The sequence below is a fragment of the Paenibacillus sp. p3-SID867 genome (assembly GCF_025142895.1).
GTDB lineage: Bacteria > Bacillota > Bacilli > Paenibacillales > Paenibacillaceae > Paenibacillus_AQ.
This window is the reverse complement of the sequence record NZ_JAMBDM010000019.1, coordinates 60,636-86,657: the sequence shown is the minus strand read 5'-3', so window position 1 is coordinate 86,657 and position 26,022 is coordinate 60,636. Positions and strand designations below refer to the sequence as shown.

Below are 26,022 nucleotides of genomic sequence, written 5' to 3'. Positions count from 1 at the left end.
GGGATTATGTTCTTGTCCATTCCGTCAATCGGTACAAGTTCTTGTACTTTGCAACCTCGCTGGATTTTAAGTCACCAAACTATGCATGGATGATCTTTGTTTTGTCCTGGATACGGACATATCTTATATAATTGGAGTTATCGGGAGACAGTCCTGAACTTTTAAATACTCCTACGAATCTATAGCGGTTTATTCCTAAATTGTCTTTATAGTTCGCAAAGACCGCTCTTACCTTATTTAATCTAAGATCATCATCAATGAGTGCAATTCTTCTTTCCTCAGTTTGATTTTCCTGAGATTCATCGATATAGGACCAGTCATCAGCCAGTATATTCAACCATCCTCTTGCCGGGGACTTAATTACCCCATCTATCTTAACAGCTAGTTTTGGACACCAAACCCAAAGTGTTTCAGTCACTCTAAACCCGCTTCTTTGAAATCCCTTATAGTTTTTTCCGAATATGGTATTGGCTATGTCAGTGATATTTTCAAACGATACACCATCATAAATAGTAAGGTACTCTTGCTGCTTAATTTCACTTAGTTGCTCTTCATAGGTCAACCACTTTAATTGCTTAATAGAAGCTTTCTCCTGGATGATTGATATGACCTCACTAATTCGATAATTTATCGATTCTATAGATTGAGATGCATCTATTCTTAGACACATGAATTCAGAGTTAGACTCTTCATTAACAGCAGCTATAATTTCATCCAATCGGAGGTTATCTTCTTCTTGATTTTTCTGGTGGTATGCTTCATCTACTTCAATTGCTATCTGAAGCTGCGGAAAGTATAGATCCATTAGAGCATATTTACCGTTCTTGCGTTTTACATATTGCTGACTAACAGGCTTCAGTTCCATATTATCAATTTTGTGCCAGATTGAATTGATAATATAGTTTTCATAATCCTTTCTTTTAGTTCGTGATAATGTTTTTACTAAATAATCGCGTTTCTCCATACCCTTCACCCTTTTTATTTATTAAAACCTCTCTAATCTAGTCGATTTCCATTGGCGGTCAAAATGTTCTGTTAATGGCTACATTTGAGCTTAGGAGCGGCGTGGCCGCTCTTCTGTTCATCGCACTGGTCTTGCCAAAAGTATTAGTGAAGAACAAAATCGAAAAATGAATCGACGTTGAATGGCAAGTATTCAGAAGCAGCCAGTCTCTAATTAACTGTTCTTAGAGGACCTTAAATGAATTAATACCAAACTAGCAGTATTTCTTACCCCATGAAAGACGGTATCCTCGTTAATTATCTCGTTATTAAGCCCGCTATAATAATCCGCGATTTCTCTTATGCTCCAACCTTTAATTTGATAATCCACTAACCATTTAAAGTGTTCCATTTTTCTCTTTTCTTTATCTTTCACATACCCACGTTCGCGCAGGAACTGCGAAGATCTCTCCCGATATAGAGTCTTGTATTGCTCGTATTGCTTATCCATTTTCTCTTCGAATTCTTTCCAGGTTTCTATTCGCGGATCCCAACCTATACCACCTTCCCAAGGCTTAGTTAGTACTTCAAACTCAGAATAGTCTCTTGTGTTCGCCTTTCCTAGTAGGTCGCTTCTTGTTTCGTCGAAGAGCCGAAGGGATTCGTAAGTTAATATATTTGGTGATCGTTTACCAATATCACTTAATATTTCTGGGGTGAAAGTGAAAGGAAACACTCTTGAAAAAAAGGAGTTGAAAATTTGTTCGCCTTTACCAATGCTTTTACTTAATTCAATGTCATCTGGCTCGTCCTCAAAATAGAGTGATTCCGATAAGGAAATGCATTCTTCATATGGCCAGGAGTTTTTGTATATTGCCATTGACCGGCACTCTTCTACCGATACTCCGAAAATACGAGCATACTCTTGGATTTCCTTGACTCTCTGTTTCCGAGAGACTTCATTACATTCTTCATAATAATTACCAATAGACCATAATGCCAAAGTTAAATAAAAATCTTCAATGCCATTTAAGTGATACTTATTAGACCATTTGATTAGTTTTTCTTTTAAGTTGTTATATGCAGGAAAATTAACATAACTAGATTCTTTGACAATGTTCCATTCTGATGGCCCCTCTTGTGGCGATAAATTACTTTGCATCGCATACCAATGATCTGCTCTAGCATATGCTTCGAGAACCTCATTTTTTAATTCCTCCATTACTTCTGGGACCATTTGCTCGATCAACCGAACAAATAATGTTATCGCACCGTGTTTCCCAGCATCAATCAGTACCGGTGCTCCATTATGCTTAATCCTGCTAGGATGATAATATAACCCCTTCATCTACTTATCGTACTCCCCTCTTCTCAAGATTTATTTTTATTTTAGGACATCTCTTCCTCAGTGAACATGAATTCAAGCAGATAGACTCTAATTCAATTAGGAGAGGTCAATACAAAGCATCATCAGCCGATGCTTCATCCTCTCCAGCATACCGCATACGCGGGTGGGTCAGATATACTGGTACTCCCCTTTACAACAGCCTTCGCTTCGTGTTGGTTGATCCCATATAACAAAGACAGCCGATCTATGACAGGCTGCCTTTTTCTTTTTTTTGAGTTATTCTTTCGCACATGACCCACCGTTCACCTTTGTCTATCCTCATATTGATCACTTTAATTCTCGGATTAAATGAATTCCAGCAAGGAAATAAATTAATAAATAAATATCGCAACAAAGACAAGATCGTGATAGGTTAAAGTCATTAGGGGAAATTGACCAGGAGGTAATGAATTGAGCACACCAGTAACAAATAATAGCATATTTTTTCTTCGAAGCTTTGCGCTTGAAGGCTGGTACGATGAGAATCCTCACACTCCAAAGCTGAAGGACATTGAAGAAGCGATAAGTGCTATGAATTTCATCGGTAATTATCTTGGTAAGAAATATAGACTACTCAAGGAATTAGACCTGGAGCGAACTGGGGCAAACACACCTAAAAAGCCGGAAGCGAGATTTGAATTCGCTGACAGTAAAAAGAAGAAGAAATCCGTTATCGAGATAAAGCAATTTCCTTTCGAAGTAAATAAGGGAAAAGCCACCTTGCTATTCACGCAGCCGAAGTTGTTCAAATGGTTCCTGGATTTCCACCATTCGCACGCAGATGAGGATCACCGTATCCTCTTCCATCTGAAAGTAAAACAGACCACCTTTAACCCCGGGAAAACACTCCGAGATCTGAAACATAAGGATCCATTTGCCGGCATATCCACCGAGTTCCTAGAACTCAAGGCTGTGAAATGGCATCGCTCTGAGGTCTACCAATTAACTGACAAACGGGCGCTACACTTCGGCGAGTGTGAAGGACGCTTTATAGTCATTGAGGAATCAAATAGTCCCGTTGATGTCAGCGCAGCAATTGATGATAGCACCAATTACGAGCGCTATGTCGATCTGCTCTATGAAACATGGATTAAGGATGAATGGGATAAGAAGTTTCATGACTACAAGAAGGATTCGAAATTCCTGTATCTCAAGATCATCATGAGCCCAACGAGCCAATTAGCCGTATTTCATGACGCCTTTTCGCTCAAAGATTTTGTTGAAACGCTCCTGGCGAAATATGGTAGCTCTAAAAGCCTAAGCCAACTCCAGGGCATCCTCTTTTACGTCGCAGGAACCTACCAGTTGATTGAGTTAACGAAAAAGGGTCCGACCTATCATCCTAAGCTAGTCGCTCCTTTTCCCTGAACGCAAAAAGACCTCTGTCACCATCTAGAGGTCTTCTTTGTAATGAGCCAATAAGCCGCCATTTTTGTATCTCTATCGATGTTTGTTTATCGAGAGAAGTTTAAATGCCGCCCGGCATTAAAAGTCCGCGCGGCATTTAGAATCCGGAAATATTAAATACCAGATGTAGCCTTATACGTAAACAATGCTTTATAGGATCCTTGCAGTACCCCGATCTTTGTACCGTCTTGCTTACTTATAGTTTGTGGCAGCTTCAAGTCATAACGCATTTGAAACTGGTGTGTACCACCACCATAAGATGGTTTTGCTTGTATAATCGCTTGCGATGCGTTTGAAAGTACGAGCTGGGAGGAAAGTGTTCCTTGCCCCCGACTGAAATCTATAGGAGCACCTGTGACCGGTCCTTTATACTGCGCTGTTACCTCAACAGCCGATGCAGGAATGTAAAACTTTTCCAAGGTCCCATTTATGTTTTTCTCGATTTCGAAATCCGTCGAGCTCATACTTAATGTATAGCCAGCATCTGATCCTCTTCCATCAACGAGCGTCACTGTCGTTTCTGCCTTAGAGGTTTGACTTTTCTTGACATCCAACCTGATATCATCGAACTTAATTTGAGTTTGGAACGCACGCAGCCCAGAACCTACAACTTCGACTTTTTGTTCGCTTACATCTGCTGCAAATGTTGAAGTTCCTAGGGACAACAAAAGTGCTGACATCCCCATCGTCCCAAGAAGAAGTTTTCTAAATCCTTTAATCATGTTTTGCCCTCCATCATTTCTTTTGTAGGAATGTTAGTTGGTTGGGAACCATGCATGTATGCTGGTTCCCCCATAGAACATTTAGATCCCTTTGGCCAATGAGAAGGTGAACAAGGATCTGTACACCCCTACTCTCAAACCAACTTTGTCGCCCACTTGATGAGCACTTCCACTGCCCATGGCCACTACCTCAACGGTGCTTGGCACGCGGAACATAAAGTCCATAGGAATGTCGTAGTAACCCATTCCTTCAAATGGATTGGCTTGTGCAAGAGCCTGTTTCTGAGATCCGAGGACGTAATTCCCCACTTTAGCGGTCTGATCCGGAGATCCGGCAAGAACCTTAGCAGATTTAACATCAACGTTCATGGCAGATGCAGGAATTTTAACTACAAGATCCTGGGTACCCAATCCAGTGTCTAACACCGGGTCACTTACAAAATCTGTAACGGACAGTGAGTAAGTCCAACCATCCCCGGAGCCTGAGCTATCTTCAATTAACGTATTAGTGACGGAGTTAATGGTTTGATATTGGTTAACAGTCTGTATCTCAATATTATCCAAAAGCAGTCCATTAAATTTGGAAGATAGCCCTCCGCCGATAACGTTTAAAATGGCTTCCTGATCTGCTGCCGTTACCTCAGTTCCCCAAGACGGATCAACACCAGGATTAGGGTTTGGGTTTGGATTGGTTCCGTTAAGCGCTGGTGTGATGTATTCTTTATCGATAAGAACTTGACTAGATCCAGTATCCGTAACGCGGACCTTGATAGGCAGCGCTGCACCGATATCGATCGGTCCAGTGTACTCATGATATGTAGACCCTTGATCCACCGAGTATTCTTTATACCAGTTCCCCGTCGGAAGATTCGAGAAATCAATCAGTAATTTATCATCGATGTCTCTGAAGAAAGAAGGATCATAAACTTGAGCTGTCACAACTAGAAGTGTTTCCGAGCTAAAGTTAACTCCATCGGTTACTCGGGCTTTGTAAACAGAATCCACAACGTTATCGACAAACAGTGTAAATTTACGCTCTGTAGCGCTTGGATCCTCAGATGTCCCGTTATATTGATTTAAGATTTCAGGTTCGTCCACCCATGGACCGCCATCATGTTGAATTTGCAGCGATCCTTGTGTTGGATTAAAGCCGATTGTTAATGGTCTTTGATTGTTTGCATCCAGATCCCCCACAGCACCGACAGGAGCCGTTAACGTCCCCGGAGCCGGTGGATCGACAGTAATGTTTTCTGTTACTCTTGTGAGTTCTTCATCATTCTGGTTTAGAATGATCGCTGTTGCGACATAGTCACCTTCCTGCAATAAAACGGGAGATGTATAATCGGAAACCTGGCCATCAATATCAACAAGGACTTTTACCCGATTCAAATCAATGGAGCCTGTATCGATCGTAAGTACCCCGTCCTGCTCAAGCAGCTTCGGATACCCCGTAGGGATGATAATAGGGTTATTCATAAAGGAGATATCTAGAATCTCACTGTACAGGCTATCCAATCCAGCACGAGCTTTAACGTTAATCATGCCTTTATTCGTCAAGGTTATTGGAGCCGTGTAATCCAACCAAGTAGCTCCATTGTCTAGGGAGTACTCTTTTTTGTTGGCTACTGCAGGATATTCTAAGGTGATAATCGTATTTTCGAATTTATCCGTTGTACGCATACCCTCAGTCGGCTTATCAATTGTAGTTGGTGCTGGTGTATACCCCGGAGGATAGATACCAGATGCCCCATCCTGAATGATTGTGCTTCCATTTTCATCTATTCTATACAAATTGCCGTCTGAACCAATACCATAAACATTTTGGACATTGAGATCCAATGCGATTTCAAGCAATCCGACAAATTTTACACCTGATGCTGATGTGTTGGTGTACTTTGCATTGCTTGAAAATACATATACATCACCTGTATTTTTCAACAGGTACAGTGATTTTGTATCGAATGCCAGATCAGTGATATCTTTAATGGCTCCGTCCGGTCCAGATAATCTTGTCTGGGTTTCGATTCTACCTGTGATACCAGTTATCCCTTTACCGTAGACGTTACCGTTGTACGATGTATTGCCGTTACTTCCAATCACATACACATTGCCATTAGTACCTAAACCAGCAACGAGAGATACGTCACGGTTCGCGTTTACCGTATACTTTTTCAGATTCGTCATCACAGTCGATTCAGACGTTGTGTAGTCAGTGTAATAGTAATCAGCACCTATTCTGTTGGCAGGAAGACCCCAAGCTTTCAGGTTACCACTGCCATCTAAGTGCATGAACGTATTATTTGTGTTAGTGATACTGCCATCAGTCTTATCCGACAAATTTGAAACTTCCCTACTCATGTTCGTTGGATCGCCGTTAAATGGATATAAAGTCTTAGTACTGATCTCAGTCGTAGCTCCGGGTGTATAACGATCTGTATTTTTCGGATATACTGACGTATCTCTCAATGTATAATAGCTGCCGTTGACATCGAAATATCGCATTCCGATCCGAGTGCTGTCCGAGGTAGACGATATTTGCTTTGTCCCGTAGGACGTTTCATCGATATAGCCCATATCAAACGTAGCTGGACCGGAGAATCCCGGAAACATCGATGTTACTTTTACGGGCTTCGCATTAGTGTAAGAAGTATCACCAAACTCGCGACCGATTTTATATACATCCGAATCTGTAACAAATAGAACAACGTTTCTATCTACTTGTATCATTTTCTTGACACCTGTTAGCGGGGTATCGAATAGATCGGGATCTACAACCTCAACAGGAACAGTCGTATCTGCTTTTATCCCGTTACCTAATTGCCCATAAGTTCCAGCCCCTATTGACTCTACCCTACCATCCGCGGTCAGACCATAAAAGGTATATGCATTATAACCCTCGGAATTGTACACGAAATCTGTCCACCCAGACGCTATCTTTTCAAAAGAACTCGCCGGATTGTAACCTGAGTCTTTCCGGTAGTAAAAATCCCCGTTAGACATCAGGCGCATACCTACACCTTTGTCATCAGGGCTTTGCGCATTATACTTTTTTATATCCGCGCCTATTTCGTCTAGTTTATCTTTATCAGCAGGACCGGAGTATTCTCCCCTATCTCTAAAGAGTATCTTCCTACCATCACTCAAAGTTAGATATGCACGAGTACGTGATTGATGATCTTCGTAATAGTACACAATGTCTTCGATATTTGCATGCCCTGCGCCCTCTACTGTATTCTTACCTGGCATCAATACACTTGGTATCAATAACGCAGCGGCCAGCAATGCGCTTAAATAACGTTTCTTCCCAGGTTTACTCCTATTTTTATGTAACTCTCTTTCTGTAGCAGCCATGTATAAAGACCTCCAAATTACGTTTATTTTCAGCTTGTTTTCGACTTGTTCCTAACGGAACCCAATTGACCTTTCGCTGTTTACGATTAAGCTCCTTTCTCTACATCGCCCTCACCCCCCTTCAGGTTTTCAGGTGATGCAGTTCCTTCCAAAACTTCCGCTTCACTATCGTTATTTGTAGAGGTATTCTCAACCATAGCAATCGCAATACGTCTTGCATGTTTGCACGTATGAATGGTTTTATCCCACTCAGGTTCTTCGCCATCAGGTATATACCCTAGCTTGACGACGTATAAAGTGAATGTCTTTTGGTCAAGTTGTACTTTCTTTCTTGTTTTTTCAAAAGTCAGTCCCTTTGCCAGATACATTTTAATCCGTTCCTCGATGTCACCTTTTTTCCGTTTTGCCAACAACCAAAACAGGAGGATTAGCAGCAGTAGAATGAGGATCCCACCGATGACAAGTACATATTTCAACCAATCTGGAATGCCATCCGTTACTTCCAGTTTGTCGTAATGCGCCATAGCCGCTTGTGCTTCATTTTTAGCTTCTGGTGTTACTGTGAATTTAAATAGCTTCCATTCCTTTTGCCCAGCAAAGTTTGCTTCAAAGTACGCTTCGTAATTGCCTGGCATTAACAACTGGTTTTGCGCGATGCTTACCATATTTGCTGTTGTGCCATAGTAGATCGAGCCGGCCTCATACTCTTCTCGAAAAATAACTTTTTTTGAGCTATCCCGAACCTCGATATAGCCGGTCGGTTGTTCCAAGATAGTGCCGCGATTCTCAAGTGTAACGGTAAACCGGGATTCACCCGATGCGATATAGTCATGCGTAAATGTATTAATCGACATAGCATGTTTGGCATCATCGATCTTGTAATCCATAACGATCCACAAACCATTTGAACTTTCAACGTCCGGAGCAAGAGTTGTGTTTTCGATATTGGTCTCGACTCCTTCTCCCTGGAACTCGTTATATTCAGATACCGCAACAACCCCAATATGCTGACCAGGAGCTAAATCCTTTGGTATGGATGCTCTGTAGGTGTACTCACGCATTTCTTGTGGTCCGAGTGTAATATCTTTTGAACCCTGAGGATAAAGCCATGTCCCTGCATTCGTTACCCCGGCGTTATATGCCCCGAAATCCTTTCCTCCATTCTGCAAGGGCACCGGATCCGTCGCGTAAATCTTCAAATTTAGTTTTTCATTCAGCAAATTTTTAACATAGAATTTGTACTCCCGAGTTTCTCCGGGTTTTACTGTATCACGGTAGTACCCCAGACCATCTCGTGCTTCTTTTTTACTTGGTGCAAACCAAAAGGAAGCTTTTGGCGCTTGATTCGGTTTTACTTCCTGTTTTGCGTAAGAGGGAGTAAGGATAAATAAATTAGAGAGCAGAGCAATTAGCATAGTTAAACCAACTAACATGATTGGTTGTTTTGATTTCATGATTTTCACCTCTAAAGAGAGTCTTGATATGATGTACTTCCATTGGGAATAAGTAGATTTATGAGCGTTACTTATTATTCAAACCATTGAGCCAATCCCTTATTTTAGTTATTTGTTGATTATCGATAATATCTCTCGGTTCATAATTACTAACAAATTCATTCAAATGATTGGCAGTTAGTACAGCTGTATTCGAGTTTTTCTTTAACCTGACATCTAGTTCAACTGTTGGATGAGTAAACACCACGATCCCCTGAACCCACATTCGACAACCAATTTCCGCAAGATTTTTAGCTAGAACGAAGGTATGAATTCTTGTAATCGCCATTGGGTTTCGAAGGGTTTTGGGGTTTACCTTATCACCTGTTTGCTTGTATTGATTCCACACCTCATCATTTTCGGATCCGACGATATAACCAGATCGATTCTTTCTGACGATAATAAAAACTCCGTTATTTTGAACTCGAATTTCTTCGATTTCTACCTTGATGTTTTCGTGAATCAATTCAACATTTTTGTATATGTAATTAGGATCTTCTGTAGACGGCGCGCTAATCGCCATCATACTCGAAGGCCCCCCTTCCTGCTGAAACTTCCTCTCCTGAAGGGTTCGAATTAGTAAGAAGCATACTATTGCTAATGACAAGGGTATTAGCGTTAGTAGTATCACATTTTGAACATCCAATTGTTCCACCTACGCATATAAAATTGAAAAATCTTAGACTTTTAGAGCCAGTAATACAAATAGGAATATGTTGATAACGACGAGAATGGGGATTCCTGCTACAAAAAGGGCGTGCTTTGTCTTATGCCTAAAAAGATTCATGCCTAGCCAAACACCAATAGCTCCTCCAAGGAAGCCGATCAGAAAAATTCGTTTTTCTGGAACCCTTCTCGAACCTACGATTGCTTGAGACTTGTCATACCACATAATGAACATGCCAATTAAATTCATAAGAGCAATGAAACAAGGTATTAGCATCTCTTTCTCCCTTTGAATGATTAATGTTCTTATGTACACGTTACATTTGAAATGATCACCACTCCTTTATATTATATTATTAATTAATATATATATTAATATACAAATATATATGTATACAAATATTATTTCATTTAATCTTTTCTGTATCCTGAAGCATATTCCAAGGAACCTTCGATTCTGATAATACTCGATTATTATTTATTTCATCTTCCACAATAGTGGTTAATGATTGAAGGATGGCTGCATCAAATAAATGAGTATCTCGTTTCATAATATTAATAGCTTCTCTCGCAGATCTAAGGCTTTGATAAGGTCGACCACATATTATAGCTGAGAATGTATCGCTTACGGCTGCTATACGGCCACACAATGGTATGCTGTAGCCCTTTAATCCCTTTATGTACCCGCTGCCATCAAAACGTTCATGGTGGTAACTTACAATGTCATTCACGATTGCAGGCAGTGGTAATCTCTCAAGTATTTTATCTCCACTTTTTACATGTTCCCATAAGCATGTTCGTTCTTCTGCTGAGAGTCTTGTATTTCCTTTTAAAATCCTATCATCCATCGCTATCTTCCCTATATCGTGGATCAGGGAACCTGCATAATATAAAAGTGATTGTTCTTGATCATAAATCTTTGCGAGCTCGTATGAATAATGAGCCATTACGACTGAATGGGTGGCAGTCAGTTTGTCTCGCAACTCGATGCAATAGAATAAAGCGTCAACGATTTCGAGATTCAGCGTTCTTTTTAACGGATGCTTAAATGTCTGCTGAGGCACGTTTATTGTTTCTTTCATTACATGTTCCCCACTTTAGTTAAATTTCTGTCAGATACATTGATCGTGGAAGATTCATATTTGCCGTATTCCACCACTTTGTTTTTCCCTGATTTTTTTGCAGCATACATCGCTTCATCGGCTTGTTTTATGAGTTCATCAGATGATAAACCCTCAAGGTATGAACTGTAACCTATACTCGCGGTTACCGAGTACATTCCTTCTGGCGTGTCAAAGGAAGCCTCGTGCTCAATACGAGAACGGATCGATTCAGTCAACTCCAACATATCAATATGGGGATCTACAATTAAACCTACCATTTCCTCTCCGCCGTATCGTCCTGCAACACCACTACCTTCTAATTCCTCCATCAGAATGATTGCAACTTTCTTGAGGATCTCGTCCCCCTTTTTATGTCCAAAAACATCATTTAGTTGTTTGAAATTATCAATGTCAAGGAAGATAACATGTACATGTATCTTTCTATCAATGCTTTTATTTACGAAAGCAGCAAATTGCTTACGGTTATAAAGCCCTGTTAGTGGGTCCTGAATAGATGATTCGTATGTACCTCGAATTAACTGAATTAAATAATCAACAATGTAAGAAATTATTATTGTATATGCTGAGATAGTTATGAGTGCTATTAAAAGCTCTAATGACGATAGGTCCCAAAAGAATAGTTTTGCCAAAACAACCATCTTAGATAAAATAAAAAGGACAATAGCAATCTTCGCTTTATGATGCATATCTGATGCTAGATAATACCACGCAGCTGCTCCCAGAATAATCGAAAGTATAGGATGAAGCACCGGAAGCGGGATACAAAACCCAACTAAACCTGTAACTAAACAACCTATATAAACTACCCACTGTTCCCATCTTTGGGTACTTTGAAATATCTGATAAAGCGCAAAAAGGATAGCTATAAACAATACATCCCCTAGTATTTCTCCGTTCAATGTTACATTTTCGAATACCCCAAGGATTTGCAGAACATGATATATACCTGTAAACAATACGATAATGCTCAATTGGATATTACTTTCAGAGCCTTTTCGTCTAGGCATTTTATTTGTTAAGTTCCACATGATAAATAACAGAGGTAACATCATAATTGATTGCAATAATTCCAATTGAATCCCCCTTATAAAGAAAGGATCCAGGAAAGGGAATGCCCTCCCCCGGATCCCTTTGGCAATCTAGACCACATGGACAACGGGTCGATGACGAGTTTTCTTCTCCCTAACTCATTAAGTCACATAACCTTTTCCTACATATTTTTGGTCATTTGATAAACAGGGTAGAACTCTCGACTCTTGTAAGGATGCTTTTGGTCTGAATGATTCTTCCGGATAGCCGGTAACCATCTGCCGCTGCTTCAGGGGCCAGGAATTCCAGGAAAGCATAAATCCTCCCCCTGAAACTCTTTTAATTTAATGAGGCACCTGAGAGCTGAAATCATTCCGACTGGACAGATCGGCATGATAGAAAACGACATCTCCATCCTCTAAATTGAACCGGTTGCCGAAGGAGTCAAATACCAATCGTTGATAACCTTCAAGCTGCCATTGATTCATTAAAGGTGCATTAATGTACTGAAGATGAGGATTATTCAGATCACCATTGCGAATGGACTCAATGTTAAAATTCACAATGATATAACCATTCTTGAAAAAGACAGCCGATTTATCATCGAGTCCCCCGTGGGTTCTTGCATACTCTGCCAGATCCGTACCAGCCTCAACGACATATGGCTCTGCCGGCAAGCTGTATTCTCCATACCATTTCTGGATGGCAGCATTTGCTCGTTGAACATTGACAGATGGTGGGATATTGGTTTTTGGCCCGATAAAGGTTCGAATATACTCCGGAAGAAGCATCAGTCCATATCCACCAACCGGTGTCTTTTGTTTTGTATCTTTTGAAATGTAGCGATCGATATACTGCTGTCTTGTGATTGAACCCAGCTGCCCAGGCGCGAAGTAGTTATCATATTTAAAGTTAGCAGTATCGATCATTTCCTCTGCAGGTACATTTCTTAACCTTTCATTCAAGATGACGTATCGCTTTACTTGATCTTCTGGAGATCCTACCTTAACGAAATTTTTTGAATTTGTTTTATAGTACAGATCAACAGGAAAGCGATATTGTCCATCCTTGGAAACAAAGTGGAATGTCGGTGTTATACGTATACCATCCTCTTTTCCAAACATGTTACCCTTGCTCTTGAAATCGAATTTGAAATGATACCCGGTTTTGACGGCCACATTTTTAAATCCTTGGATTGGGTTACTTCCTGGCCGGATTGGTAACGTGAATTGTGGAGTATTTCCTCTTGGTTCTCCATCAATGCCCTTTGTTCCAACCCAATAGGATATTCCCGTTGGATTTGTGCTGCCTGGTCGTGTCCGGAAAACAGATTCCCATTTATAATCCGCAATATCGGTAATATGGAAATCGTAAAGCCGGCCAATGACTTCCACGGATACTTCATCAGCTGCCACGTGATTCACCAGATCAAGATTTGCATCGTATTGATATGGAAGATCTGGTGGTGAATTTTCCGCAATGTTTCGGAAGTATACTTGGTAATTCCCCTCATCAACCCAAACCGGCAAGAAAAATTCGGTGTCCAATTGGTTAACCGGGATATCGATCCATGTGTCTTTCGGATAGAATACCGTGCGGCTGCTGTTATACGTATCAAAAGGGAATCGCACTTGCTTCGTCCGGAAGTATTTAGCGTAATCTCGATTTCCGTAACCAGGATAGTTCGTGTGCTGACCATTTGTCGGCATTCGTACTATAAACGGTCGATCCAAGATGAACGCGGCTCTATTATAATTCGGAGTTGTTTTCTGATTATGTGGCCGATCATCACTAACCGATGAATAGTTCACCACCGGTGTATGTACCGTTACCGTATTGATTTGGTGAATCGAAAATTCTTGGTCGCTGCCGCCGTTAATGTTGCCAGGTAGCAATCTGTAGAATATCGTGCCGGCACTCGTTGTATTGGCTCGATTGACCTTGCTGGAGCTAATGATGTTGTTGGGCTTATACAGCACATTCTCATCGATCTGAGTCGGTGCAGGTATGTTGCCAGGCCTCGGTCCTGTCTCAGGTGTCCGGGCAGGATTCATGATCGTTGCCCCATTAAAGACTAATGCATCATTGGTAACTTCAACCTTCTCCACACCATTCTCGGCAACACTTTGCAGATTCTCACTCGGCGGAGATGGTCTGCTTGTAAATTGACTGCCACCGTAAGATCCTGCCGGTGCCACAATAGGATCTGGTGGTGTTGGCGGGTAGTACGCTCCAGACGCATTTGTTGTAAATTGCGGCGGCTGATACCCTTGCGGACTAATGGTAATTTGCTCTCCCGGTAAGGCATAGTTCCTTAAAATACCTTGGTTGATCTTATACACTTCCAGGTTATCGATCACCCAATACGAATACGGCCGCACCACCGTATATCTCTGAGTAACAACCTCTTCATCCTCTTGCGGATCCGGTACCTCAGTCGGTTTACCGTCTGGTCCATTCGGCCCCGGCTTCTTTGGATCCCATCGAAGAGTCCATGTCTTCTCCACGTTTACTTCAAAGGTACATGTTCCCGACATTTGAACGAAAGTATTCTGGAATAGATAGTTTCGAGCTAAAATGTTTCCGTACAAGCTTTCGGATGTCGGGATTCCCTGCAGAACATCAAACATTTCACTCCCACGTTGATCGGCCAATATCTTGGCGGTGACAACCGGATCCATGTACTTCCCATTAATCTGAGCTCCTGGCGCCGGTGGAGTGCATGAATTTTCCGGCGGAGGAGGTGGATCTTTTTTAGGTTCATAGTAAAAATACAGATAGTAAATAGGGAAAGTGCCATCATAAGTGAATGCACTTGGATCCCCCGACGATGGTGATCCGCCACTCGGAGCTGAAACCGTACTTTTCTTATGCCCTTTATATATGTAGTCTGCAGTCCCCGGTGTGTGTGTAAAAGCATATCGTTGGTCCTTCTCTAACTTTTCTTCCCTATCCGTAAATCCAGGGACACCGTTAAGAGATTGGCCTTTAGTTGTATAGTGTTTAATTATTGCTTTACCTTCTGTTGGCTCGAGTTCGATTTCAAACAGTGTCGGGAAATAGAACCGCCATCCTTGAACAAGAGGCTCAAAATGTTGCCCTTTTTGCTCTTCCTCTTGTCTTCTGTCAACTGGTCTTTGTGCTTGTAAAAGACCTTTTGTTACATATACAGGAACGTTGGCAATATTGGTTCCTTTCCCCGTCCATTGTTTCCCTGTAAATGAGTAACTTGGTGAAGTAGAATCTACATAATAGTTTTTTGGGTTTTGCGCCATTTCAACAGAACGCGATGCGTCAAAAATCTCATTACCATATTGACGGTTATAATCAAACTTACTTACCTTAACGTCCTTTATTTTGCGAGACGAATTAAATTCGAACATATAATCAAATCCGTCTACATCTGTTTCACGTCCTGGTGGAACGGTTGTCCACTGACCAGCGGCATTGCTCCAAGTATCGAAATATACCATTCCTACAAAATAATATTTATTAGGGTTCTGTGGATCTTGAAACATCCTACTGACCCCGATAGCTTCCGCTTTACTGGGGTTGAAAACGAAAACCGTAGTGAGCATCACTATTAAGCAAAGCATCACTTGAATTGCTTTCTTCATTCTCGATCTCAGCATATTGCTACTCCTTACTTAAAGGGATTAACAATCGCCACGATATAATCTTCTGGTTTGTCTGTCCTAAAGGCAATGTAATCTGCCATACTTAAACGGAATTTTGTCCAGTCATAATGTTGATTATAATTTCCATCTTGGAAAACATCGGATGTGCTTGTAACGGGATAATAATTCGTAGCTGTCCCGTCTTTATGGTTTATAAAAGCGTTATCTACACCCGTCCGATACTTTACAAAATCATTTTTTACCATGAAAAAGATCGGCGTGCCTCGAACTGTGCTTCGAATCGCAATATAGTCTATCCCATTCCTTTTTTCGAGTCTAATATCATAAATGATTTCTCCATTTCCAAGCTTGATAGGCAACTGATTTGCTTGAATTATCTTAATGCCCTTAAAAGGTTCCCCTTTTAGATTCTCGAAGAAATATTTTTCTTTTGTGTAAAGTTTGAAATCACTCAGCGGCTTATGCTTAAACTGATCATCGTCTGTATTTCGGAAATTTTTCTCGCCGATCCAGACCCACCGGCCAACTTTATCCCAACTGACCTTTTCACCCAGACCTTCACTCACCAGGCGTAGAGGAACAAATGTCCGGCTATCCTTTAGAATGATCTTCGTACCATAGCTTTTGGACTTCCCGTTCACTAACGCAGTTGTTTGGCCAACTGTCATTTTGACCGTATCCGTGCCTTTCTTTACTTCAACAGTGGTTTTACCACCACTTTTGCTATAGCTGATCTTCCCTCCTAAAGCTTCGGACACAAAACGAATCGGAACCATCACACTACCTTGTTGATCTTGGAACGGCTTGGCATCTGGAAACTTCATCTTTTTCGCGTCCAACAAAACTTCTACTTGAGCTGCACTTTTCGCTTCTGTCGTGTTAGCACTCACTACACCATATGTAACAGTTGTCAACAAAACACCGGCAAGTAAACTTTTAAAAATCACTCTCATGTGATCTCACTCTCCGTCTATATATTTTGAATCCCTTGTTTCATAATCTTCCGATAACAACATAACAACCAGCATCACCCCTTTCAATTATACCTTATGCCCCCCATTTTCCCGAAACTATTAGAATCAGTTGCGGCCGGTATGTTTTGCCGCAACTAGAGGCTTAGCAAAGTGCCAAAGGCGCTGCTGGAGTAGTTGTACTTAATTGTCATGGAGGCGCCCTGATACGCTGTACCGATGCGGCAAGTGACAATTAGGCCGGGTCTTCCTGAATCCAGGAAGTCTACCTATTTGACGCTACGGAGAACCATTAAAACATTCTTTCGGGAAATATCCAGCAGCTGCAGCCTCCTTTTCACTACTAAATGCTTCTTCGATTCGGTACGGGTAGGAACAGCTATCCCGGTAGTAATATTTCAGGCCAGTTTGAGGATCAACAGCTCCATAGATAACCGGATTCTTAATTAGCCGTCCACCACCAAAAGCATAATTATTGTAAAACTGATCTCCGATTGGGATCCCTTGGATGAAGGCCATAATCCCTATATCATCGATGGTATTAACCCAATCCTCTTTTGGTATTAGCGGTAGCTTGAATGTGTAGCTGACACCACTTTTAGTCATATATTCATTGTGTTTGTTTATAAAATAAGCGAGATCGTTCTGTACATTAGTGACGATCCAACTTCTTCTAGCTTCGTCAAACCGAGTGGCATTGTTTAGGACCTGAATACTCGTTTTATTCTGCAATTCCCATTGATACCCTTCTATCCATTTTCGGTTAGTTGCGTCATAAGCATAAACGTAGCTGTCTAACGTAAAATTCATACTATTACCCTGGGGATCTGTATAGGCATAGGGTTTCTTTGGACTCAACATATGCTTCATTTCAGTTGTCCCTTCACGATTGTTATACTCTCTGATCGTGTACAGGTAGTAACCGTCATAATCAAGGATCACGACTGCTGGGATATATGAAGCTAAGGCTCCTTGCCCAATATAATCGTCTTTTACGCCAAAGTTGAGGTAGAGGGTCTTGAAAAAAGTATCTATAGCCAGTTCTTTATTAGCTTTAAAAAATTTGGCAGATTGATAGCCGGCTTCGTATTCCTGCAGCTCGTTCAGATTCAACACAAAACTAGCATCTTGAGCTGCAGTCTTCAAAGCTACATCATATTGGTCTTCCAGCTGCGCGACGAGTTTGAGATCATTCGTTCGAGCATCCAATACATAATAAAAGGGAAAAAATATGAGTACGAAGGCGATAGCAAAATTAATAGAAATAGGTAAGGATTTGATACGATCACCGCCTTTTCCCCTTCTCCGCACCGTGCGTGCGACTTTCATCGCACACGGCGCTCCATCTTTTTAGATTTTTATATCAATAGGTTCCAAGTTACTCATTTTACGGTACTGGTTGATCTTCTGAATTATGGATTCAGAAATTTCAATGGTAGACATGAGTTTAACAATCGTCTCCGGTATTGATGCATGAATTATTTTATGGATATCTTTGTGTAGGATTCGTAGATTTTTGTACATGTCCGTTCCTCCAAGGTGAAGGGGTTGAAGGTGATGACAATGTACTTCCTCAGCGGTAAGGAAGACGCCTGAAATTTCGCATTTCCCCGCCTTCATACTGTATCTACTCAACCTGTTATCCAGATATTCGATGCTCCGATCCGGGATGTTGGACTTCATGAGTTTAATAATCTCAGAATTTATGTCCGGATTTAATTTCTTATGAAGTAGTGTTCTACCTTCAGATGTGAATGGGTTTAGATCTTGTTGAAAACATAAGTTGTTCATCGTTTTCACATCTCTTAAAGGGAATAGGAATACTCCTGCAACTTTAAAAGTTCTGTAGTTATTCTTGTAGAACTTTTTGTAGGTTGGTGGTGGAATATTTGGATGTTGATATTTCCCGATTGCTTTTAGACGATTGTAAGTGAATGCTTTCAGATCATAGGCAAGTCGTGCGAACTCAACACTAACATGTGTTGCTCGTGAGAAGTACCTGTGGATTCCAAGTACAAAGCTATTGAACAAGAGTGCATTTTGTGCAGTGGGCGATTTGTGTATTGTTTTGATTCGATCTTTTGCTTCCTTCTTGAGCTGTTTTTTCTTTTTGTTGTTTATGCCCGTGTATGCTACTCTCTTTTTTCCTTTTTTCTCAGCCCATATAGTGAACCCTAGGAAATCAGATTTTCGTTTTCTAAGGTTCACGATTTGTGATTTTTCGGGTGAGATGTCAAGTTTAAGACGATCCTTGAGATAGAGTCTGACTGCATGGTACCACCTATGGGCTGTCTTCCAATCGCGGCAGAGTATTTTGAAATCATCTGCGTATCGAACAATGTAACCTTCTTTGAGGTTGGTTTTCTTGAGTGCTCTAATTCTGTGAAAGTTCCCCGCATACGCATATTGTGTTTCAAAATTTACCCATTGCCCAGCTACCCATTGGTCCAAGTCGTTTAGTACGATATTGGATAATAGTGGTGATAAAATTCCACCCTGTGGAGTGCCCTTTAATGGGGTACCTTCTCCTTCAATCTCAGCTTTTAGCATTTTGCTGATGATTCTCAGTACTCTTTTATCCCTTATTCCCATGTTCCATAGCTGTTTTAAGAGTAATGTGTGATTAACATTATCGAAAAACCCTTGTATGTCTACGTCTACAACATAGTGGAGGTTCGCCATATTAATTAAATGTTGCACTCTGGCAAGGGCATTATGTGCTGACCGCACTGGTCTGAAGCCGTAGCTATGTTTGTAGAAGTAAGCTTCAGCAATGGGTTCAATAACTTGTTTGAAGCATTGCTGAATGATTCTATCGGTTATACAGGGAATACCCAGTGGCCTTTTTTTCCCGTTAGGCTTGGGGATAAGGACTCGTCTAACTTTCTTTGGTTGATAATTCAGTAGCTTTCTCCTTATTAGGAGTACCATTTCTTCATCTGTTAGTGTTTTTAGGTTTTCAATCGTTTTGCCATCTGTTCCGGGTGTAACCGAGCCTTTATTTGACTTTATGGTGCGGTATGCCAAAAGGATATTCTGTTTCATAGTTATTAGGTCATAGAGATTGTTAAAAGCTATCCTTTTTTGAGCGTTTTCATATAGGTCAGTAAAGGTACTCGTCATGTCATAGTAGTCCCAGTAACGTAGAGTTTGCACTGTGGCATCACCTCTTTCAGGAGATTTCCCACGTTCCTACCTGATCGGTGCAATTCACTTTTTGGAAAATTGATATTAATTTAAAAAGACTTGAGGCTGTTCCTCCAAACCCATTACAGGAATATCATCGGTCGTGCCTCTACTCTCACAAGGATTAGTACATTTCGGCATATGTTTTGCCTTATAGTAGCCGTCTGGGATGGCAGTCCGCTATTACGACGTTCCTTGCTTTCCTTGTTCCCTGTGACCTAGCTATTCGTGCTGAGCCTTAGGTGCATCCTTTGAGCCTGTGGACTGGATATCGCCTTAGTTCGATATAGCGTATTTCCTAGACTACAATCGTACTTTACGCCGTCCACCCTGATCTTTTGTCAGGACGTATGTTTCCATACGTTATGAATATAGACCCGTACATTCGGAGGTTCGTCAGATCTGAAGATCATTCTCACCATAGCTAGCTTTTCAGCCATCCGGCATATCAGTTGACATACCTTCTCAGGATGAGTGGCTCTAGCCTTCCTTCTGCCGACTTTACCTGTGCTTCGAACCTAACACGCTGCCCGTGTTACGCACGCAGGAGATTAATGGGATTGTTTCAGGAAACTTGGTCCCCTCATTCCAATCCTCGGCCGCAGAGTTAGACTTAAGTAATTAAGTCTCTGCTTTTCCCTCTATTAAGCGGTTATAGCAGAACAAGTCACTCGTAATCTTCATTCAGAACCATCCCCCCGTAAGGCATAAAAATCTTTGGGACATCTCCACTGTTTCCGACCAAGATAAAGTCATTCAAGATAGTGGCCATCGTTCTATTTTTGTTTTTAACCTGTACCTTGATAAAATCATTAACAGCCAGCTTGTACTTGCGAGTGTCGCTGTCTTCAGGAATGTTTGCTTCAGGAAAAATAACTTTCATGATTTCCTCGGTATAGTGTCCGTCATAATAGGTATCAAAGCTGTTTTGAAATGACGCAGGATTGGCTGGGTCGGTATAAACCGGATTGTATTTTTTATGTAAGTGCTCAATGCTCACTTCGTAAACATTTCCTGTAGCCCCAAGCCTTTCATTAAATTGAAGATACATTTGTGGTGAAATGTACCCCTTTGTGCGTGCCGCATCAACAAATTCAGTAACTGCCTGGTGAACAACCGTTTGGATTTGGTCATCGTGACGCTCCGCTGCTTGGTACAATGGGTAAACTACTAACAACGCTAAAGCCAGGAATGCAGCCACTAGTTTGGAATTTGCGTCCATGAATTCATCCCCTAGTTAAAAATAATCTTTACTAATTCGCCATCAGTATTTCGTTCATATGTTACATTGAATTTTTTATCCGGATCGATGCTAGAAACATCGGTATTTTCGATCGTTAAATTTTTAGAGTAGATAAGGTTTCCAACTTGAATATCTGCGTTCAAGTTCTTAATTTGAAATATGCTATAAATGACTTGCGCACCTGAATAAACTTCCTTGCCAGCCTCTTGAATCGAATTGAAAAGGCGATGATCTTCATTTGCATGTAATTGTTGTATGCTTTTTACACTTTGTTCCTGAGAAACGAGAGCCCAGAGAGCTAATGTTGCAGCCGCTATAAAGACAAAAATTGTTGCTGTAATCGAAATGCCAGCTTCGGTATTCTCATTCATATATTGAATGCTCCCTTAATTTAATGGAGGATTCCCCATCTCCCCTCATGGATCAGGGGAATCCTCATAAACGTTCCCTATTTACGGTTGACTGAAGATAATGCCTCTTGCTACGTTATTTGCATCGAAAACTACCTGAGATGAGAATTTTCCTGATGGATTGATATAGTTAGGATTAGATTGGTTTTGCGCTACTGTAATATCCGTATTTTTTCCAGTGCCTACAATTTCGCCGTTAGCGTTAAATTCATTACCGTAAGTATTGCTGCCGCCCTTACCAGTAATTACTCTTACTCCAAACTGATCCTGATTCATATATTGACGAACCGCATTCAGCACTTGACTTCCAGACATAATCGAGTTGTCGTAATTGTTGTACTCGGATTGAGATAATGTCTGCTGAATCCCTGTCATTTTCTCTTGGCCGGTCTTAGCACCCGCCTGAAAAACCGCGAAAAGAATAACCACGAGTGTAATCAATCCAATGGTCAGAAAAATGCCACCGGTAATTCGTAATCCTGAGCTAGTTGTTTCTTCCATTTTTTTCTCCCCTTTAAGTAAAATTCATTAAATTACTCATCGTTTTGTCCATTTGCCCAATAGATACATAGAGCATTGGAAACAAAAGGTAAAGCAGGACACACATATAGAATGGTGTCCAGCCGCAGATCCGCCCCCATAACACTTTTTTACTAATGAGTCGATTCATGCGGTCCATTTTTTGCTCCCGATGAAACTCTTGCTCCAGTTCTAAATCATCGAAAGCTTGAATCAATGGTATTTTTTCTAGTGCCAGCTGCAGTCTGTTAATGATTCTTACAAAGGAAATGAATGGTGCATCCTCCTTGAGCTCTACTATCGCCCTTTCAGGACCACTGTCAAAATTAACGATGCATTTCCGTAGTGCCGGTCGAAAAATGATGCTGTATCTTTCCATCCATTCGAGGATTGTTTGCACATTCATACGTTCAAATTGACTCAGAATGGAAATCACTACATGGAATTGGTCAACTTCATTCTGGATCTCTAAAATCCGCATCCTTTTTTGAAATTGCGTTATCCATAATGGGATGAAAAAACCTATACAACTCGTACCAATCGCAATGAGAAGCTCCCACCACTTAAAATATTGATTGTTGAGAATTTCCATTTTCTCCGTAATCCTGGTGACAGTTTTACTCAAAGCAGTATTTTCCGTTGGCGCATCCGGCAGCAACATTACCCTTTCCAAGACCGCATCTCTGGTTAAAGTATCAGCTCCTTTCAAGTCTCGAATTACTACATTATCAAAGTCAGTAAGCTCTTGAGCCCTTAGCTTCTCATCTTCGGTCATGAAGCCCATCATGTGTGGTGTCTCTGTTGTTAAATTGGTTAGGATTTGATGGCTTGTATTCCAATGAAGGAAAATGGATAGAGCGATGACTCCGATAAAACAAGCCAAACTCACAACTATTCGTTGTATATAGAACCACTCAATAGTAAGTGGTGAGTTTGATTCTTTTAGCAAAAGTGTTATCTGATAGTGTTTTCTTGTCCTTTTCGATGGAACTATTCGATCAATGAACCACCGAGCACCTGGCAAATTGTAGACATGCTTCTCCCAATTCTTTCTGCTCCCCACTGCGGTATACCTGGCATCTTCGATTTCACCGATTTTACGAACTAATAAGTAGAAGATGATGCATGCAGAATAAAGAATAATCCGTAAAATATATCCGATATTCCCAGCGTAGAATTGTTTCATAATTGGGAAATAGGTTGTTGCCCAGGTTTCAATTGGAAAGGTGAACAAGATTGGCAATAAAGCGAATAAAGATAAGTTACTGAGCTTGTAGCTTAACCGCCTTCGTCTCAGGACATCATCCCGGATCTCTCGAACCAACTTACTCAAGGCATTCAAGTACATGGAACCTTTTGATACGACCCGATCCCCATGCTCCATGACCAAATACGAAACACCTGCAAAAAGTTTTAAGTACCGGTTTGGAGCTACCGCATAGAACGCCTCTAATTCTTTTTTAGGATCCTTGGATGTCAATATATCGTGGATCCGCTCAGACTGAAGCTTCATATCGTGCGGTGATCGTTGAGCACCTTGATATATCGATTCATCTACCAGTTTCAGCTCCTGGTAGTCATGCCGAACTTCTTCCAAATAGTTCACAAATTGTACGAGAAGTCGGTCTTCAACTCGCTTTACAAAAATACTAATAAGCAGTGTATTCAGTACAACGACGCCCATTATGGTGAACAGAACCATGACAAAGCTTTTACTAAAAATCGCCATAGTTGTGATAACTACAAGGGAAATGGCAAGGACCCTTAAAGTGATTCGCATGGTTTCTTTTCGAAGTGTCAGCTCGTCGTAAGGATTAATGGTCGAAAGCCGAAACCGTACGCGCCTAATCAGTTTGCTAAGAAAAGGGACTTTTGAAAACTCAACATATGATTTTTGATAAAATACCATCAGTCGTTTGTTGGTTATCTTTCTGGCCCCACTGTATCCTACAGGCTTCGCTTTTCGCTGAGAGACAAAATAGGCAGCTCCTGAAATAAACAGCGCGATGAGACATATGATTAATAGAATTTGGGTGTTAATCATAGCTCACATTCCCCCAGTATTTTTTTAAAAACATCCGGAAATTATCTGCATCTTTTGGGGGCATGATGGACAGCATTTGATGAACCTTTTCCTTTGATAAGGGTTCACAAGCAATGTATTTTCCGTCTCGGTACTCAACAATGTTTCGATCCTTCCAAACACGGCCTGTCTTACGTAAGATCTCTTCCTTTTTTATAGCTATAAGGGCATCCATTTTGGATTCAAGACCGTCTCCCGATTGGATGTTCTCGAGCGCCGAGTCATCATGCTCTTGATAGATGCACTCCGTGATACGCTCGATGTATCGGCGACCGGTACTGCTTCTTTCCACATGGACATCAAGCTCAATGACTTTGGCTACCTGTTCTTCTGCTGCTTTTTGATCTGTGGCGGCTTGTGTATTGATCAATGCATTTCTCAAGGACCACATAAGATCTCGAAATGTTTTGGCATGATGGGTGAAGATCGTGAATAAACTCGCGACTTGACCCATTTTTATCATCCAAGCAGCCACTGGATCAGTAGCTACCTCACCCAGCAAATTGACGGTGCCATCTGTTTTCTTTTGAAAATCAAGTCCTTGTTGGCCGGTAATGTAGTCTGTTTCCCGAAAAGCGATCGTATTTCGCTGCGGGTACAATTTCCGAAGGTTGAGCTCGAAAGCCAGTTCCTGGATTCGCAAGTTATACGTTGCCGGAATATACTTAACTGCGGCCATCATAAGAGACGTTTTACCGGCACCTTGGGGCCCTGTAATGGCTGTTATTCGTGCACCTTTCATGAAAAACTTGATAAGTTCTCTCGGGAGTTCAGCATTATCAGCAGATTCATCCGAGATCAGCTTTTCAAGAGACATGTTCGGTAGGTCAAATTTCCGAACCCAGAACGCCCAGCTTTCGGCAAAAGGTGGACGGGCAACAACAACCCGCGAACCATCTTTCAATTCGTTTACTTTGAAACCTGTCTGTTCATTCATCTGGCTCGGATTGTCATATTTGTAGATGTTGTTGACGATTCGCTTTAATTCGAGCTCTGAGCCATAGCTAAGAAAAGATAAGTGAATTGATTTTCCTTTATAGAAGATCCACACACTTTCGTATCCGTGGTGCTTGATCTTTTTCATGGAGTTCATCAGATCCACTTCGTCATCGAGTAGCTGCATTGAGCTAGGTACACCAGATACCCCGCCGGACACACCGTCGATTTTCTGGTTTAAAATGTCATCGATCACTCCATATCCCTTGTACTGCGAGTAAATCCGTTGGACTACAACGCTCAACCGGTCGTGAAAATCGAGTTTGTGTTTGGCGGCCTCCATTTTATATACCTTATTAATTTCTTCGCTTGTAATGATGTAGGACTCGGTGGATCCGTCTTCGATCACTGATTTTAAATCATCCAGATGATACTGGGTAATCAACTGCTCTAGCCCCTTGAATCCGTACTTCTTCTTGTACAAATGTAGAAGAATATCAAATTTGTCCTGATCACTAAGGCTATCAGGTTCATTAAAAGGAATGATCCAGTTCACGTTGTGTTCATCAATGCCGTACTTGCGTTCTAACAGATCATAAATGTACTGTTTGAGGTATACCTTCTCTTGGATATCCCCTGTATTTGCATTCTTCAAGGCTTTTTCCAATTCAACTACCAAGGCTTTTCGACGGCTATATTCTTCTTCAGATAGTGCCAAATCCAATAAATTGGTATTGATAAAATCGCTTATCGTCCGTTTCACGAAACCGAGAATTTCTTCGATCTCGTATCGTTCCCTGTCCAATTCTTCTTTCTTGGAAAAATGCTGGACCGGTTTACGCCGAAGCTTGAAAATCAAAAACAAAATAAGGCCGATTAGAATGAGGACGATAATCATGAAATTTAAAGTCGTCC

General features: G+C 41.2%; 19 protein-coding genes. 1 reads left to right on the top strand and 18 read right to left on the bottom strand.

Annotated features, from left to right (window positions below; genetic code table 11):
- Positions 1–79: 79 nt before the first annotated feature.
- Complete coding sequence (locus M4D81_RS28485; protein ID WP_260068895.1) at positions 80–964, bottom strand: AbaSI family restriction endonuclease; 885 nt, start codon at positions 962–964, stop codon at positions 80–82.
- 213 nt (positions 965–1,177) lie between these two features.
- Entirely contained in the window at positions 1,178–2,290 is a 1,113-nt protein-coding gene (locus M4D81_RS28480) for a hypothetical protein (protein WP_260068894.1), read from the bottom strand.
- Positions 2,291–2,740: 450 nt separating this feature from the next.
- On the opposite strand from M4D81_RS28480, the gene M4D81_RS28475 reads away from it, so the two are divergent.
- Positions 2,741–3,697 carry a hypothetical protein gene (locus M4D81_RS28475; protein WP_260068893.1) on the top strand — a complete coding sequence of 319 codons (957 nt, stop codon included), beginning with the start codon at positions 2,741–2,743 and terminating at the stop codon, positions 3,695–3,697.
- Positions 3,698–3,849: 152 nt separating this feature from the next.
- Here M4D81_RS28475 and M4D81_RS28470 read toward each other — a convergent pair whose 3' ends face one another.
- The 16 genes from M4D81_RS28470 to M4D81_RS28395 form a co-directional block, all read right to left on the bottom strand.
- Positions 3,850–4,458 carry a WxL domain-containing protein gene (locus tag M4D81_RS28470; RefSeq protein WP_260068892.1) on the bottom strand — a complete coding sequence of 203 codons (609 nt, stop codon included), beginning with the start codon at positions 4,456–4,458 and terminating at the stop codon, positions 3,850–3,852.
- 81 nt (positions 4,459–4,539) lie between these two features.
- Positions 4,540–7,809 carry an RCC1 domain-containing protein gene (locus tag M4D81_RS28465; RefSeq protein ID WP_260068891.1) on the bottom strand — a complete coding sequence of 1,090 codons (3,270 nt, stop codon included), beginning with the start codon at positions 7,807–7,809 and terminating at the stop codon, positions 4,540–4,542.
- An 86-nt stretch (positions 7,810–7,895) separates the two neighbouring features.
- Complete coding sequence (locus M4D81_RS28460) at positions 7,896–9,263, bottom strand: COG1470 family protein (RefSeq protein WP_260068890.1); 1,368 nt, start codon at positions 9,261–9,263, stop codon at positions 7,896–7,898.
- 67 nt (positions 9,264–9,330) lie between these two features.
- A complete protein-coding gene (locus M4D81_RS28455; protein ID WP_119851383.1) occupies positions 9,331–9,828 on the bottom strand; it encodes a nuclease-related domain-containing protein in 498 nt (165 codons plus the stop codon).
- 153 nt (positions 9,829–9,981) lie between these two features.
- Positions 9,982–10,203 carry a DUF1294 domain-containing protein gene (locus M4D81_RS28450; protein WP_260068907.1) on the bottom strand — a complete coding sequence of 74 codons (222 nt, stop codon included), beginning with the start codon at positions 10,201–10,203 and terminating at the stop codon, positions 9,982–9,984.
- 172 nt (positions 10,204–10,375) lie between these two features.
- Positions 10,376–11,050, bottom strand: coding sequence for an HD-GYP domain-containing protein (locus M4D81_RS28445; protein ID WP_260068889.1), 675 nt, complete (start codon positions 11,048–11,050; stop codon positions 10,376–10,378).
- Positions 11,050–12,165 carry a GGDEF domain-containing protein gene (locus M4D81_RS28440; RefSeq protein WP_260068888.1) on the bottom strand — a complete coding sequence of 372 codons (1,116 nt, stop codon included), beginning with the start codon at positions 12,163–12,165 and terminating at the stop codon, positions 11,050–11,052. The genes M4D81_RS28445 and M4D81_RS28440 overlap by 1 nt, the downstream gene beginning before the upstream one ends.
- 300 nt (positions 12,166–12,465) lie before the next feature.
- Complete coding sequence (locus tag M4D81_RS28435) at positions 12,466–15,753, bottom strand: DUF5704 domain-containing protein (RefSeq protein WP_260068887.1); 3,288 nt, start codon at positions 15,751–15,753, stop codon at positions 12,466–12,468.
- Positions 15,754–15,764: 11 nt separating this feature from the next.
- Positions 15,765–16,712 carry a stalk domain-containing protein gene (locus M4D81_RS28430; protein ID WP_260068886.1) on the bottom strand — a complete coding sequence of 316 codons (948 nt, stop codon included), beginning with the start codon at positions 16,710–16,712 and terminating at the stop codon, positions 15,765–15,767.
- 297 nt (positions 16,713–17,009) lie between these two features.
- Positions 17,010–18,059: a hypothetical protein gene (locus tag M4D81_RS28425; RefSeq protein ID WP_260068885.1), complete on the bottom strand. Its 1,050-nt coding sequence runs from the start codon at positions 18,057–18,059 to the stop codon at positions 17,010–17,012.
- 21 nt (positions 18,060–18,080) lie between these two features.
- Positions 18,081–19,886 carry a group II intron reverse transcriptase/maturase gene (gene ltrA, locus M4D81_RS28420; RefSeq protein WP_260068884.1) on the bottom strand — a complete coding sequence of 602 codons (1,806 nt, stop codon included), beginning with the start codon at positions 19,884–19,886 and terminating at the stop codon, positions 18,081–18,083.
- A gap of 697 nt (positions 19,887–20,583) precedes the next feature.
- Positions 20,584–21,138, bottom strand: a complete 555-nt coding sequence (locus M4D81_RS28415) for a hypothetical protein (protein ID WP_260068883.1) — start codon at positions 21,136–21,138, stop codon at positions 20,584–20,586.
- A gap of 11 nt (positions 21,139–21,149) precedes the next feature.
- Positions 21,150–21,530, bottom strand: a complete 381-nt coding sequence (locus M4D81_RS28410; protein ID WP_260068882.1) for a hypothetical protein — start codon at positions 21,528–21,530, stop codon at positions 21,150–21,152.
- Positions 21,531–21,611: 81 nt separating this feature from the next.
- The gene (locus tag M4D81_RS28405) at positions 21,612–22,070 is read right to left on the bottom strand and encodes an ABC transporter permease (protein ID WP_260068881.1); all 459 of its coding nucleotides are present in this window, start codon (positions 22,068–22,070) and stop codon (positions 21,612–21,614) included.
- A 13-nt stretch (positions 22,071–22,083) separates the two neighbouring features.
- Positions 22,084–24,132 carry a hypothetical protein gene (locus M4D81_RS28400; RefSeq protein ID WP_260068880.1) on the bottom strand — a complete coding sequence of 683 codons (2,049 nt, stop codon included), beginning with the start codon at positions 24,130–24,132 and terminating at the stop codon, positions 22,084–22,086.
- Positions 24,125–26,005, bottom strand: coding sequence for an ATPase, T2SS/T4P/T4SS family (locus M4D81_RS28395; protein ID WP_260068879.1), 1,881 nt, complete (start codon positions 26,003–26,005; stop codon positions 24,125–24,127). The genes M4D81_RS28400 and M4D81_RS28395 overlap by 8 nt, the downstream gene beginning before the upstream one ends.
- Positions 26,006–26,022: the final 17 nt, after the last annotated feature.

Excerpts from the sequence above, each read along its gene's own strand:
- M4D81_RS28485 (WP_260068895.1), bottom strand. The coding sequence starts at position 964 with ATGGAGAAACGCGATTATTTAGTAAAAACATTATCACGAACTAAAAGA.
- M4D81_RS28480 (WP_260068894.1), bottom strand. The coding sequence starts at position 2,290 with ATGAAGGGGTTATATTATCATCCTAGCAGGATTAAGCATAATGGAGCA.
- M4D81_RS28470 (WP_260068892.1), bottom strand. The coding sequence starts at position 4,458 with ATGATTAAAGGATTTAGAAAACTTCTTCTTGGGACGATGGGGATGTCA.
- M4D81_RS28465 (WP_260068891.1), bottom strand. The coding sequence starts at position 7,809 with ATGGCTGCTACAGAAAGAGAGTTACATAAAAATAGGAGTAAACCTGGG.
- M4D81_RS28460 (WP_260068890.1), bottom strand. The coding sequence starts at position 9,263 with ATGAAATCAAAACAACCAATCATGTTAGTTGGTTTAACTATGCTAATT.
- M4D81_RS28455 (WP_119851383.1), bottom strand. The coding sequence starts at position 9,828 with ATGATGGCGATTAGCGCGCCGTCTACAGAAGATCCTAATTACATATAC.
- M4D81_RS28450 (WP_260068907.1), bottom strand. The coding sequence starts at position 10,203 with ATGTTCATTATGTGGTATGACAAGTCTCAAGCAATCGTAGGTTCGAGA.
- M4D81_RS28445 (WP_260068889.1), bottom strand. The coding sequence starts at position 11,050 with ATGAAAGAAACAATAAACGTGCCTCAGCAGACATTTAAGCATCCGTTA.
- M4D81_RS28435 (WP_260068887.1), bottom strand. The coding sequence starts at position 15,753 with ATGCTGAGATCGAGAATGAAGAAAGCAATTCAAGTGATGCTTTGCTTA.
- M4D81_RS28430 (WP_260068886.1), bottom strand. The coding sequence starts at position 16,712 with ATGAGAGTGATTTTTAAAAGTTTACTTGCCGGTGTTTTGTTGACAACT.
- M4D81_RS28425 (WP_260068885.1), bottom strand. The coding sequence starts at position 18,059 with ATGAAAGTCGCACGCACGGTGCGGAGAAGGGGAAAAGGCGGTGATCGT.
- M4D81_RS28415 (WP_260068883.1), bottom strand. The coding sequence starts at position 21,138 with ATGGACGCAAATTCCAAACTAGTGGCTGCATTCCTGGCTTTAGCGTTG.
- M4D81_RS28410 (WP_260068882.1), bottom strand. The coding sequence starts at position 21,530 with ATGAATGAGAATACCGAAGCTGGCATTTCGATTACAGCAACAATTTTT.
- M4D81_RS28405 (WP_260068881.1), bottom strand. The coding sequence starts at position 22,070 with ATGGAAGAAACAACTAGCTCAGGATTACGAATTACCGGTGGCATTTTT.
- M4D81_RS28400 (WP_260068880.1), bottom strand. The coding sequence starts at position 24,132 with ATGATTAACACCCAAATTCTATTAATCATATGTCTCATCGCGCTGTTT.
- M4D81_RS28395 (WP_260068879.1), bottom strand. The coding sequence starts at position 26,005 with ATGATTATCGTCCTCATTCTAATCGGCCTTATTTTGTTTTTGATTTTC.